12 protein-coding genes are annotated in these 13,101 nt (G+C 65.1%); 3 read left to right on the forward strand and 9 right to left on the reverse strand.

All coding sequences use genetic code 11. From position 1 onward, the window contains the following. The 4 genes from EOA27_RS04560 to EOA27_RS04575 form a co-directional block, all read right to left on the reverse strand. Positions 1 to 761: ABC transporter permease (locus EOA27_RS04560; protein ID WP_145970263.1), on the reverse strand; the 761-nt coding region annotated here is incomplete at its 3' end. A gap of 4 nt (positions 762 to 765) precedes the next feature. Beyond that, positions 766 to 2,268, reverse strand: a complete 1,503-nt coding sequence (locus tag EOA27_RS04565; RefSeq protein WP_127255600.1) for a sugar ABC transporter ATP-binding protein — start codon at positions 2,266 to 2,268, stop codon at positions 766 to 768. A gap of 5 nt (positions 2,269 to 2,273) precedes the next feature. After that, on the reverse strand, positions 2,274 to 3,314 hold the full coding sequence (locus EOA27_RS04570) for an ABC transporter permease (RefSeq protein ID WP_245491028.1): 1,041 nt from the start codon (positions 3,312 to 3,314) through the stop codon (positions 2,274 to 2,276). Positions 3,315 to 3,420: 106 nt separating this feature from the next. Further along, positions 3,421 to 4,503: a sugar ABC transporter substrate-binding protein gene (locus EOA27_RS04575; protein ID WP_127255606.1), complete on the reverse strand. Its 1,083-nt coding sequence runs from the start codon at positions 4,501 to 4,503 to the stop codon at positions 3,421 to 3,423. 207 nt (positions 4,504 to 4,710) lie between these two features. Here EOA27_RS04575 and EOA27_RS04580 point away from each other — a divergent pair, with 207 nt between their 5' ends. Beyond that, positions 4,711 to 6,303, forward strand: a complete 1,593-nt coding sequence (locus EOA27_RS04580; protein ID WP_127255609.1) for a GMC family oxidoreductase N-terminal domain-containing protein — start codon at positions 4,711 to 4,713, stop codon at positions 6,301 to 6,303. 1 nt (position 6,304) lies between these two features. Here the strand turns inward: EOA27_RS04580 and EOA27_RS04585 are convergent, their stop codons facing one another. After that, positions 6,305 to 7,135, reverse strand: coding sequence for an NAD(P)-dependent oxidoreductase (locus EOA27_RS04585; RefSeq protein WP_127255612.1), 831 nt, complete (start codon positions 7,133 to 7,135; stop codon positions 6,305 to 6,307). Between the two features lie 152 nt (positions 7,136 to 7,287). Between EOA27_RS04585 and EOA27_RS04590 the strand changes: the two genes are divergently transcribed. Next, positions 7,288 to 8,019: a FadR/GntR family transcriptional regulator gene (locus EOA27_RS04590; RefSeq protein ID WP_189561960.1), complete on the forward strand. Its 732-nt coding sequence runs from the start codon at positions 7,288 to 7,290 to the stop codon at positions 8,017 to 8,019. Between the two features lie 17 nt (positions 8,020 to 8,036). Here EOA27_RS04590 and kdgD read toward each other — a convergent pair whose 3' ends face one another. The 4 genes from kdgD to EOA27_RS04610 form a co-directional block, all read right to left on the reverse strand. Beyond that, positions 8,037 to 8,969, reverse strand: a complete 933-nt coding sequence (gene kdgD / locus EOA27_RS04595) for a 5-dehydro-4-deoxyglucarate dehydratase (protein WP_281059395.1) — start codon at positions 8,967 to 8,969, stop codon at positions 8,037 to 8,039. 77 nt (positions 8,970 to 9,046) lie between these two features. Continuing rightward, positions 9,047 to 9,874: an ATP-binding cassette domain-containing protein gene (locus tag EOA27_RS04600; protein WP_127255617.1), complete on the reverse strand. Its 828-nt coding sequence runs from the start codon at positions 9,872 to 9,874 to the stop codon at positions 9,047 to 9,049. Beyond that, positions 9,871 to 10,881 (reverse strand): ABC transporter permease, encoded by a 1,011-nt coding sequence (locus EOA27_RS04605; RefSeq protein WP_127255619.1) that lies wholly within the window; start codon positions 10,879 to 10,881, stop codon positions 9,871 to 9,873. Before EOA27_RS04605 ends, EOA27_RS04600 begins: the two co-directional genes overlap by 4 nt. A 187-nt stretch (positions 10,882 to 11,068) precedes the next feature. After that, a complete protein-coding gene (locus tag EOA27_RS04610; RefSeq protein ID WP_127255622.1) occupies positions 11,069 to 12,142 on the reverse strand; it encodes a sugar ABC transporter substrate-binding protein in 1,074 nt (357 codons plus the stop codon). Between the two features lie 160 nt (positions 12,143 to 12,302). Between EOA27_RS04610 and EOA27_RS04615 the strand changes: the two genes are divergently transcribed. Further along, positions 12,303 to 13,101: aldo/keto reductase (locus tag EOA27_RS04615; protein WP_145970264.1), on the forward strand; the 799-nt coding region annotated here is incomplete at its 3' end.

Here is a 13,101-nt window from a genome sequence, read left to right on the forward strand (position 1 = left end):
GCGATGGCCGGCAGCAGCAGCTGGTTGGCGAGCACCGGAGAGCCGCTCGACAACCTGGCCGCCAGCACGACGCCGGCGACGGCCGCCAGCATCCCCGACGCCGCGAAGGCGACGATCTTGGTGCGGTCGACATTGATGCCCGCCGCCCAGGCCGCCGGCTCGCCGGCGCCCACCGCGATCGCGTGGCGGCCGAAGCGCGTATAGCGCAGCACCAGGAAACTCACGATGCCGATCAGCGCTGAAATCAGCACCACCGTCGGCAGGCCGAAAATCGTGGCGTTGATCCAGGCGGTCTTTTCGCGGCCTGCTTCCTCGATGGTGATGGCGCGGCCGTTGGAAACCCAGAGTGCCAGCCCGGCGACCACGCCGCCGGTGGCCAAGGTCGCGACGAAGGACGGCACGCGTAGCTTGACATGCACGATGCCGCTCAGCAGCCCAAAGGCGAGGCCGGACAGGATCGCCACCGGAAAGGCGGCGAAGCCGAGCGTAGGCAAGAGCTGCGCCAGCATGACGCTTGCCAGCGAGGCGACCGCCTGGATCGACAGGTCGATGCCGCCGAGCAGGATGGCGAAGGTGACGCCGGTGGCCAGGATGAACAGCACGGCGGTGTTGGCGAAGAGCAGCGCCAGCGTCTCGCCGGTCAGGAAGCCGGGCGCGGCGATCTCGATGATCAGCAGCAAGGCGACGAGCAGGACCAGCGGTATGGCGCCCTGCGTCCACTTGCCCTCGAAAATCTGCCTGATGGAAAAAACCTCGTTCATCGGCTCACACCATCGCTCGCAAGAGGTCTACCTGCTTGGGTTTGTTGCCGGGGCTCGCATTGAAGCGCGCGGTGATCTCGCCGTCGCGCATCACCAGCACCTGGTGCGACAGGCCGATCGTCTCTTCCAGCGTGTCGGAGATCAGAAGGATCGCCACGCCCTGCTCGGAGAGATCGCGCACCAGCTCGTAGACTTCCTCCTTGGCGCCGACATCGAGGCCGCGCGTCGGATGATCAAGCACCAGGATGCGCGAGCCGGCCGTCATCCAGCGCGCCAGCACCACCTTCTGCTGGTTGCCGCCGCTGAGCTTGCGGCAGGCGGCGTCCGGTCCGGGCGCCTTGATGCTGAGCCGCTTGATCCAGTCGGCGGCAAGCCGCCGCTCCTTGCCGTAGTCGATGGCGCCGTTGCGCATGACGCTCGAGAGATCCGCCAGCGAAATGTTCTCGGCGATCGACAGGAACATCACCAGCCCTTCGAGCCTGCGCTCGCGCGGCACATAGCCGATACCCCTGCGCACCGCCGGTTCCGGCGAGCCGAAGCGCACCGGTTCGCCGGCGATCTTCATCTCGCCGGCGTCATGCGGCAGGAATCCGCCGATGGTGCGGGTCACCTCTTCGCGGCCGGAGCCGACGACGCCGGCGATGCCCACGATCTCGCCGGCGCGGATCGAAAGATCGACCCCGTGATAGAAGCCGTTAGCGCCCAGCCCCTTGGCCTCGACCATGATCTTGTCGCCCGGCGGCTGTTGGCGCGCCTCGCGGTAATATTCGGCCTGCAACCCGCGCCCCACCATGATCTCGTGCAGCTCCGGCGCGGTGACTTGCGTGGCGCGGTGCTCAGCCACGACCGCGCCGTCCTTCATCGTGTAGACGCGGTCGGAAATCGCCAGCACTTCCTCGAGGCGGTGCGAAACAAAGACGAAGCTGGCGCGAGACTTCAGCGAGCGCACCCGCGCGAACAGAACCTCGATATCGGCGGCGTTGAGCACCGAGGTCGGCTCGTCGAGCAGGATAAGCAATGGACGCTCGACCATCTCCTCCAGCGTCAGCGCCTTGGCGAGCTCGACCATCTGGCGCGCTGCGAAGGTCAGCTCGGAGGTGCGCGCGGTGACGTCGATGTCGACGCCGATCTTGGCGAGCTGCCGTCGCGCTGCGGCGTTCATGGCACGCCAATTGACGAGACCGAAGCGGGTGAAGCGGTCTTCCTCGCCCAGGTAGATGTTTTCGGCGACCGTGAGGTTGAGCACCAGCGACTGCTCCTGGAACACCATGCCGATGCCGTGCCTGGCCGCGTCGCGGGCGTTGCGCAGCTTGAGCTGTTCGCCGTCAAAGGTAATCGTGCCGCCATCCGGCCGGTAGCCGCCGGCTAGCAGCCGCATCAGCGTCGACTTGCCGGCGCCGTTCTCGCCGATCAGCCCCACCACCTCGTTCGGCCGGACCTCGATGGACACGTCGCGCAATGCCTGGACGCCGGGGAAATTCTTGATGATGCCGGTTGCGTGCAGCATGGCGCTCACTTCACGATTCTCAAACGGACGCGATCGAGCGACAGCGCCACCGCAGCGATGATCATCAGGCCCTGCACAGTCTGCTGAATATAAGGCGAGATGCCCAGCAGGATCATGCCGTTGGCGAGGACGGTGACAATCAGCACGCCGATCAGCGTATTGACGACACCTCCCTCGCCGCCGGTCAGCGCCGTGCCGCCGACGACCACCGCCGTGACCGCGGCAAACAGCCTGCCGTCGCCGATGACGGCATGCGACTGGCCGAGCTGGGCCGCGGCGAGCACGCCTGCAATGCCGAAGAAGAAACCCGCCAGCGCGAAGGCCGCGATGCGCACGCGCGTGACGTTGACGCCAGAGAGCTTGGTCACGTCCTCGTCGCCGCCGATCGCCAATATGTGGCGGCCCAGCCGGGTGTGATACTGGATAATCGCGGCGAGCACGAAGGCCCCGACCGCGACCCAGACCGCCAGCGGCAGTCCGAGGAAACGATGCAAGGCGAGGTCGCGGATCGAAGCGTCATTGAGGCGGATGGCCGAGCCGCCCAGCATGTAGACCGACAGGCCGAGCCCGATGAACCACATGCCGAGCGTCGCCATGAAGGATGGGATGCGCAGCATCGTCTGCACGAGGCCGCTGATCAGCCCCATGATCGTGCCCGCGGCGACCGCCGCCAGCACCGCCCACCAGCCATAGTCGTTGCCGTTGGTGTCATTGGCGGCCAGCAGCACCGCCACCATCGCCGCCACCGAGAGCGTGCCCTCGACCGAAAGATCGATGCTACCCATCAGAATGATGAAGGTCAGCCCCATCGCCAGTGTCAGCGGGACCGCGGCGGAGTTCGCGAGCCGCACCAGATTGCGCAGCTCGACGAAATTGGGATTGGCGATGGTGATCAGAATGCACAGAACGACCAGCACCGCCAGTGGCGCCAGGCCGCGCCAGCGCCTGCCGCCGAGCAGGGTGGCGATGGGGCCGGGGAGGAATGTCATAAGCGTCGTCCGCTCGATGTCCGAAACGGACTTCAGGGGTTCTGTATCGATTGTCAAGAAACCGCTTCCCGTATGCTGGTGACAAGCGTCGTGGCCGCGGGCGCAGGACGCCGGCAAGAAAGAGCGGGCGGCCGCCAGGGAGAAGCCGGCCCGCTCCAACGGGTCAGGCGCGGATCGCTCCGGTCACCCGGCCCCAGAGATCGTTCCAGTCCATCTCGGGCTTCGACTCGACATTGGTCTTGTAATATTCCTCGACATTGTCGTGCGAGATCAGCACCGCCTTGCCGTAGAATTCGCGGTGCTCCGGCGGCTCCTTGGCCGGGTCGAACTTGCCGATCTTGGCGTTGTAGCCGATCGCAAGCCCCATGCCGCCCTGCCAGAACGGATCCGAGGTGACCGTGCAGGCGAACTCGCCTGTGCGCACTGCGTCGACTGCGGTCTTGATGCCGTCGACACCGACGATCGGCACCTTGCCGGCGAGGTTTTCGGCGCGCAGCGCCTCGAGCGCGCCGGAGCCCATGTCGTCATTGGCGGCCCAGATGCCCTTGATGTCGTCACCGAAGCGGGTCAGCAGATTGCCCATCAGATCGAAGGCCTCGGTGGATTTCCAGTTGGCAACCTGGAAGTCGAGCAGCTTGATGTCAGGATTGGCGGCGAGTGCCGCATCAAGGCCCTTCTTGCGCTCGATCGCGGCCGTCGTCGAGATCAGGCCGCCGAGCGCGACGATGCCGCCCTTGCCGCCGATGGTCTTGAACAGGATCTCGGCAATGGTCTTGCCGCTGGCGATGCCGTCGAACTCGATATGCGAGACATAGTTCGGATTGAAGTCCTTTGGATGCAGGTCCGCCGGCTTGTTCCACTGCGTCACCACATAGGCGCCGGCCTTGGCGCAGGCTTCAACGATCGGGCGCGCGTCGGGCGTGTCGTTGGGGTCGGAATTGAGCACCATGTTGCCGTTGGTCTTGGCCAGCATCGCCTTGATGTCGGCGATGCCCTTCTCGCTGTTGCCTTCCGAAACCAGCGTGACATGCTCCAGCCCGGCCCATTTGGCATAGGCCTCGGCGCCGGTCTTCCACACCGCGTGATAGGGATTGGACAGCGAGCGGATCGACGTCACCAGCGTCGGCTTGTCGGCCGCGCGCAATATGTTCGGCATCGCCAGCGTCACCGCGCCGGCGGCGGCGCCCACCATCAGCGTCCGGCGGCTGACCCTGCCGGAAAAAACAAGACCATTGCTGTCCTTCATTTCGAACCTCCCGATTGATTTTCCCGCCCGGCGCTTGCGCAGGAAGCGCGGCCGGGTCCTCCAGTGAGGGTCGTCAGTCTCCTCTACTTGTATGACAACCCTTCAACACGGCAACCATACTCTTTCTCTTGACGCGGCACAAGCGACTTGAGATCGTCGCGCGCATGAAGAGCGAGGCACTGACTTCGCCTCGGCAAGGGAGCGAGAATGGCGGATTATATCATCGTTGGCGGCGGCTCGGCCGGCTGCGTTCTTGCCGCCAGGCTGAGCGAGGATCCCGACCTGTCGGTGGTTCTGCTCGAGGCCGGTCCGCCCGACACGGACCGCTACATCCATATGCCCGTCGGCTTCTTCAAGATGACGTCGGGACCGCTGATCTGGGGCTATGACGCCGCGCCCGGCAAGGAGATCGACGGCCGCGTCATAGTCTACCCGCAGGCACGCGTGCTCGGCGGCGGCTCCTCGATCAACGCCCAGGTGTTCACGCGAGGCTGCCCGCAGGACTATGACGGCTGGGCGGCCGACTTCGGCTGTACCGGATGGGGCTATGCCGATGTGCTGCCCTACTTCGTCCGATCCGAGGGCAACGACACCTTCGCCGGCCGTGAGCACGGCATCGACGGTCCGCTCGGCGTTTCCAGCGGGGCGCCGCACCCGCTGACCCGGATCTTCGTCAAGGCGGCGCAGCAGGCCGGCCTGCCCTTCCGCGCCGACTTCAACGCCGGCGACCAGGAAGGCGCCGGCTTTTACCAGACGACGACGCGCGACGGCAGGCGCTCGAGCACGGCGGTCGCCTATCTGAAACCCGCGCTCGGCCGCGGGAATCTGACGCTGCGCACCGACGCCACGGTCAGCCGCGTCGCCGTCGAGAATAGCCGCGCCGTCGGCGTCGAGATCATCGCCAACGGCCGCACCGAGCTGCTGCGCGCCGAGCGCGAGGTGATCGTGACCGCGGGCGCCATCGGCTCGCCGAAACTCCTGATGCTGTCCGGCGTCGGCCCGGCCGCGCATCTCGGCCAGCACGGCATCAAGGTGGTGCACGATCTGGAAAACGTCGGCCAGAACCTGCACGACCATATGGACGTCGACGTCGTCGCCGAACTCAACGGGCCGCACGGCATCGACCGCTACAAGAAGAAGCGCTGGCAGGCCGTCGCCGGTCTCGAATACGCGCTGTTCGGCAAAGGACCGGTTGCCTCCAACATCGTCGAGGCCGGTGGTTTCTGGTGGGGCGACCGCACCGAGAAGACACCCGACATCCAGTTCCACTTCCTGCCCGGCGCCGGCGTCGAGGAAGGCATCGGCTCGGTTCCCGGCGGCAACGGCTGCACGCTGAACTCCTACCATGTGCGGCCGCGTTCGCGCGGCAGTGTGGCGCTGCGCTCGGCGGATCTGCGCGATGCGCCGATGATCGATCCCAATCCCTTCGCCGAGCGCTACGACCTGGAACGCGCCATCGACGGCATCGAGATCAGCCGCGAGATTCTCTCGCAGCCGGCCTTTGCCAAATATATCAGCCGCGAACACCTGCCGGGTGCGGGATGCCAAGGCCGCGCGGCGCTCGAAGCCTTTGCCCGTGAGCATGGCCGCAGCGCCTACCATCCGGTCGGCACCTGCCGCATGGGCGGCGATGCGGGCAGCGTCGTCGATCCGGAGCTGCGTGTGCGCGGGCTGCAAGGCTTGCGCGTCTGCGACAGCTCGGTCATGCCGCGGATCGTGTCGTCGAACACCAACGCAGCGGTGATCATGATCGCCGAGAAGGCGGCGGATATGATCATCGGCAAGACACCAGCGGCATAGCTCACTCGTCCTCGAACATCTCGCGTGGCGGAAAATCCGCGCGGCTGTAGTCGACGACGATGAACTTGCCGCCCTGGTAGCGCTCGACCACCGGGTTGTCGGTCACCTTGCCGCGCACACGCTCGGCCTGGCCGTCGGAACTGTCCTGCGGCGTCCAGCCGAGCTTCTTGCGGGCATCCTTTCGCCAGAAGCCGCGGCTGTTGTTGGACTGGCCCCAGATCACGGAATAATCGACGCGCTCCGCTTCAGCGCAACGTGCGATCAGGCGCACGAAATCGTCATGCGATATCCAGGTCGAGAGAATGCGCTCGTCGGGCACTTCCGGCAGCACGGAACCGATGCGGATCAGCACGCTCTCCACCGCATGCTTGTCGAAATAGAGCCGCGCCAGCATCTCGCCATAGGCCTTGGACAGGCCGTAATAGCCGTCCGGCCTGAGCAGGCAATCCTGGTCGAGAATCTCGGTCCGCTCGTAGAGGCCGACCGCATGCACCGAGGACGGGAACACGACGCGCGCTTTCTCCCGGCGCGCCGCCTCGTAGATGTGGTAGGCGCCGCGGATATTTGGGCCGAGCACGGTCTCGAAGGGTTGCTCGGTGGAGATGCCGCCGAAATGCAGGATCAGGCCGCAGCCCTCGGCTAGTTCATCCACCGCCTTCTGGTCCTCGAGATCGGCCAGGGTGAAGCTTGCCCTGTCCGGCAACGGGATCGCCAAGGGCGCGACATCGGTGAGCCGCAACGTCCAGCCCAGTGAAGCCAGCCTGGCCGAGAGCAGCCTTCCGATCGTGCCGGACGCCCCGGTCAACAACACAGGCTTTGTGGAAAGCATCATGCCCTGCCCTTTCCCGGTCGCTACGCCGATACTTGCGCGCACCCGCCAAGGACCGCGCAGATCGCCTTCGGCACGGCCATTGAAAATCTCATCATATCACCAGACAAATTGTGCCTTGCCAGCAAATGCGGTTCGTTTATTGCTTGGCGACGATGAAACGTTCCTTTGGCCTTCCCCCGCAGATCAGCCGCACTGCGCAGGTGGCGGACTGGTTTGCGCGCGAAATACGTGCCGGTCACTTGACGAGCGGCGAAAAACTGCCGACCGAGCAGGAGTTGATCGCGCAATTCGGCGTGAGCCGCACGGTGATCCGCGAAGCCATGGCCTCGCTGCGCTCGGAAGGGCTTGTTGTCAGCCGCCAGGGGGCGGGCGTGTTCGTCGCCGATCATCAGGCCGCCACCACCTTCCGCATCATCTCCGACGAGCTCACCTCGCTGACCGAAGTGCAGAACGTGCTGCAACTTCGGCTGGCGGTGGAACAGGAAGCCGCCGGCATCGCCGCCGAGAAGCGCGGCGACGACGATCTTGCCCGCATGCGCGACTGCCTCGATGCCATCGACGCCTCGATCGCGGCGGGCGAGAGCGCCATCGAGCCGGATTTCGCCTTCCACCGGGCGATCGCGTCCGCCACCGGCAACCCCTATTTCGAACGCTTCATGCATTTCCTCGGACCCGTCATCATTCCGCGCCAGCTGATGCGCCCGCGCGACGAAACGCCGGAGCAGCGGCGGCTGTATCTGGAGCAGGTCCAGACGGAGCACCGCCGCATCTACCAGGCCATCGAGCGGCAGAATGTCGAAGCCGCCCGCTTCACCTTGCGCGAGCATCTGGAAGCGGGCCGCGAGCGCTATCGCCGCATGGTCGACGGTCCGGCAAGGCGGTAACACAGGCTCCATCGGACCTAAGCCATCTCGGCCACCGGCATCTTGCAGACCTGCATAAGGGCGGCAAGCTGGCGTTCCTCATCCGCTGTCAGGTCGAGCAGCGGCGAGCGGACCGGTCCGCAGTCGATGCCGGCAATGCGCGCACCCGCCTTGACGATCGACACGGCATAACCGGCGCGCCGGTTGCGGATGGCTAGATAGGGCAGAAAGAACGAGCGGATGAGATCGTCGACCTCGGCCTTGCGGCCTGCCCGCAAGGCGTTGAAGAAACGCAGCGCGACCTCGGGCGCGAAATTGTAGATGGCCGACGAATAGGTCGTCATGCCGATCGCCGCCGCCGCGCTGGCATGGACCTCGGCCGTCGGCATGCCGCCGATGAAGACCAGCCGGTCGCCCATGCGATAGCGCGCGGCGGTGAGCAGCTCGATGTCGCCGACGCCGTCCTTCAAGCCGATCAAGTTAGGGCAATCCTGCGCCACGCGCTCGAGCGTCTCGGGCGTCAGAATGGCATTGTCGCGGTTGTAGGCGATCACGCCGATGCCGACCGCGCGGCAGATGGCCGTGAGATGGCGGCGCAGGCCCTCCTGCTCGGACCTGACCAGATAGGGCGGCAGCACCAGCAGGCCATCGGCGCCATTGGCCTCGGCCGCCTTGGCGAACTCCACCGCCATATGCGTGCCATAGCCGACGCCGGCGAGCAGCGGCAGGGTCTTGGGCACTTCGTGCGAGGCCGAGCGCACGACGCGTTTGTACTCCTCGAGCGTCAGCGAAAAGAACTCGCCGGTGCCGCCGGCGGCAAAAAGCCCACTCGCTCCGGCGGCGCCCTGAGCGGCGACATGGGCGCGATAGCCGTCTTCGTTGAAGGCGCCGTTCCGGTCGAAGAAAGTCAGCGGAAAGGACAGCAGTCCGCGGCCAAGGGACTTCATCAGTTCGGTCGGAGAGAAGGTCAAGGCGTTTGCTCCATGTAAGGGCCGGCGGATGGGTGTCGAGCCGGCTGGGGATTGTTCTGGCGGTGACTATCGCGGCTTCATGCGGGGCCGGGCCGCACTTGCGCCGCGGCGGCGTCGATCGCCTTGCGGCCGAGGCCCGACTTTACGATACGGATCAACTCCTCCTCGCTGGTATCGGCTGTCGAGGCGTCGAGCGCGATCTCGCCCGAATGCAGGAAGTTGATGCGGTCGCAGACCTCGAAGATCTGGTTGTAGTTGTGCACGATGAGGATCACCGAGACCTGGCGCTGCTGGCGCAGGTTCTGGATGAGACCCAGCACATGCGCGCTCTCGCGTACGCCGAGCGCGGCCAGCGGCTCGTCGAGCACCAGGATTTTCGGCGACGAATAGATCGAGCGGGCCACCGCGATGCACTGGCGCTGGCCGCCGGACAGAAGGTCGACGGTGCTGTTGACGGAGGGGATCGAGATGCCCAGCGTGTCGAGATAGAGCTGCGCCTGCTCGCGCATCTTCCTGTTGTCGAGCAGGTTCAGTCCGAGCACGCGCTTGTGGTACTCGCGTCCCAGGAACATGTTGTGGAAGACGCTGAGGTCACCGATCAGCGCCAGGTCCTGGTAGACGGTCTCGATGCCATGCGCGCGGGCGTCGCGCGGCGAGGCGAACCGCACCTCCTTGCCTTGTGAGACGATCGTGCCGGTATCGGGCTGGTGGAAGCCGGACAGGATCTTGATCAGGGTCGACTTGCCGGCGCCATTGTCGCCGACCAGGGCCAGCACTTCGCCCTGGCGCAGCCTGATCGAGACGTCGACCAGCGCAGTGACGGCCCCAAAACTCTTGGAGATGTTGGTCATCTCCAGCACGACAGGCGCATCGGGCGCCAGCGGCGGAATAGTTTGCGTGTTCATACGCGCCTCCGTGTGCGCAGGCGGTCGACCTGGATAGAGAGGATCATGGCGGCGATGATTGCCGCGCCGAGATAGATGTCGGAGACGGTCGCCTGGGCGCCGATCATGACCAGCCCGTTGTTGAGCGACGCGACAACGAAGGCGCCGATCAGCGCGCCGATCACGGTGCCCGAGCCGCCCAGCAGGGACGTGCCGCCGATGACCGCCGCCGCGATCGCCTGCAACGTCAGGAACGGACTGCCGGCCTGCGGGTCGGCCGAGGTGAATTGCGCCGTGTTGATGATGCCGGCAAAGGCGGCGCAGCCGCCGGCGATCATGAAATTGTAGATCTTCATCCGGTCCGTGCGCACGCCGATCTCGCGCGCGCCGATGATGTTGCTTCCGGTCGCAATCGTGTGCAGGCCGAAGGTGGTGCGGTTGAGCACCAGGGCCAGCACCAGCACGACCAGCAGCGCCCACAGGAAGGGTGTGAAAGCGGTGACGCTGTGCCAGGACAAAAGCGCATCTGTCGGCTGGTAGAGGCTCTGGCCGAAGATCGCGTTGAAAGGCTGCTCGACCGGTGCCACGATCGGCTGGCTGTTGTAGATCGACACCACGACGCCTTGCAGGAAGAACAGTGTTCCGACGGTGGTGATCAGGGACGGCACCTTGAAGCGCACGGTGACGATGCCGTTGATGGCGCCGACGAGGATGCCGATCAGCACACCGATCACCGCACCGACGGCCAAAGGCACCCCGTAGGTCACCGACAGCAGCGCCATGGTGTAGGGCGCGATGGAGAAGATGGCGCTGAGCGACAGGTCGATCTCGCCGGTGATCATCAGCATGACTTCGGCCGTGGCGATCAAGCCCAGCCGGCCGGTGTCGCGCAGCACCACGCTCATGAACGAGGGCGAAAGGAAACCTCCGTCGCTGCCGAGCTGGAAATAGATCACCAGCACGATGGCGACGACGGCGATGCTGGCCTCGCGGTACCGCGACAACAGGATGAGCAGCTGCTCCCGCATTGTCCGGGGGACCTTGACGCCAACGGCGTTTTTCTTCGCTGGCTGTATTGCGGTGGGCGGCAAGCTTGTCTTCCTGGTTCGATGCGAGGCAAGTTCATCGGTAGCGGGCTATGTATCCGCGGCCGATGCCGTCGCCACCCCATCGCGAGATGACATGGCGTGGGCGGTAGCAGAGAGCCGTTAGGGTTCAGGTCGGCTCGGCGTCGCTGCGTCCCTCGAAGCGCGTCTTACCGACGTAGGCGTCGACATTGTCCTTGGTCACATAGGCCTGGCTGGTGTCGCTGTTGGCCGGGCCGACGAGACCGCCGGAGAGCTTGTAGAGATACATCTGCTGCACCGGCAGGAAGCCCTGCAGATAGGCCTGCTGGTCGGTGGTGAAGTTGACGTCGCCCGACTTGATGAAGTCCAGCGTCTGCGGAAACAGGTCGAAGCCGGCGACCGCGCCGCCGCCCTTCACCAGGCCGTATTTGTTGGAGATGAAGCCGCAGGCATAGGTGTCGGAACCGCCGGTGCCGAACATGCCGTTCACGTTCTTGTGGCTGAGATAATAGCTTTCGACGCGCGAGATTTCCGTTGCCGGATCCGGGCCGGTGTTGACGACGTCGTAAGTGACGCCGCTGTTGGAGTCCTTGATCGCCTGGATATAGCCGTCGAGGCGCGGCTGAGTGTTGAGCGAGCCAGGCACGCCGATCGACAGCATGACGTGGCCGCCTTTGGGGATCAGCTTCAGCCATTTCAGCGCCGAGTTGTAGCCCGACTGGTAGAGCGGCTGGCCGACATAGGAAAGCCGCTTGTTCGGACTGCCGACCGGCACGTCGGCATTGAAGGCGACCACCGGGATGCCGGCCTGAGCCGCCATTTCGGTGGCGGCGTCGAAAGCCGTCGGATCGACCAGGCACACCGCGATGCCGTCCGACTTCTGCGCGATAGCCGTCTGCATGGCGCTGACCATTTCGGAGACGACGTTCTTCTGCGAACCCGACCACTGGTAGCTGCAGCCGAAGGCGGCGCAGGCGTCCTGGATGCCATAGACAGTCGGCGTGAAGAACTGGTCCAGCGTCACATGGCAGACGAAATGGAATTTGTAGGGCTTCTTCGGCAGCCCAGCCGATGAATCAGCTGCTTTTGCCGCGCTGATGCCCGCCAGTCCCCCGGCAAGGCCGGCGGCGCCGAGGCCGAGCTTGCCGGCCAGCGCGAAGGCGCCGCGCCGGCTCATCGCGGCGTTCGCCAAGTCCATGTGGTTCTTCGTTTCGTCGTTCACTGCTTCCTCCCTTTTGCGGGCTTACCCGCTTGTGTGTCATGTGGTTACATTGTTATATGACAAGTTGGGTGTCAATGGCCTTTCGACGCGGATCGATGGCGGGCTCTCGGGCGAAATCGCCGCCGGCAAGGGATAAAAACAGGGATCAAGGGAAGCAAAGATGGCTGAAATCGAGTTCAGGACTGTTGCGAAGAACGGGCTCGAGGTGACGACGATCGGACTCGGTGGCACGGGGCTCGGCAACATGTATCGCGCCGTCGATACAGATGCCGCGGTCAACACAGTGCACGCGGCCTATGACGGCGGCATCCGTTATTTCGACACCGCCCCGGTCTACGGCTTCGGGGTCAGCGAGACGCGGCTGGGCCTTGCGATCCAATCGCTACCCCGCGCCGACATCGTCATCTCATCCAAGATCGGCTACGACCTTGTGCCGATCCCGCCCGAGGAGCTGAAGCCTGCGCTGTGGGACCAGCCGGGCTCCTTCCGCGCCGAGTTCGATTATTCGCGCGATGCCGTGATGCGTTCGCTCGAAAGCACGCTGAAGCGGCTCGGCACCGACTATGTCGACATGGTCTCGATCCATGATCCGGACGAGGCAATCCATTTCGGCCCCGGCGAGGACCCCTACGCCAGGAGCCGTTTTCGCGAGGCCATGGACGGCGCCTATCCCGCGCTCGACGAGCTACGGTCGCAGGGCGTCATCAAGGCGGTCGGCGTCGGCATCAACCAGTGGCAGATGCTGTCTGATTTCGTCATCGCAGGGGAATTCGACTATTTCCTGCTCGCCGGCCGCTACACACTGCTCGAGCAGGAACCACTGGCGACCTTGCTGCCACTCTGCGAGCAGCGCGGCACCAGGATCATCATAGGCGGTCCTTACAATTCGGGCATCCTGGCGACGGGGGCGGTCAAGGGCGCGACCTTCAACACCCGGCCGGCGCCCGAACCGGCGCTGG

Origin of the sequence: Mesorhizobium sp. M2A.F.Ca.ET.037.01.1.1 (genome assembly GCF_003998075.1) — a bacterium.
Lineage (GTDB): Bacteria > Pseudomonadota > Alphaproteobacteria > Rhizobiales > Rhizobiaceae > Mesorhizobium.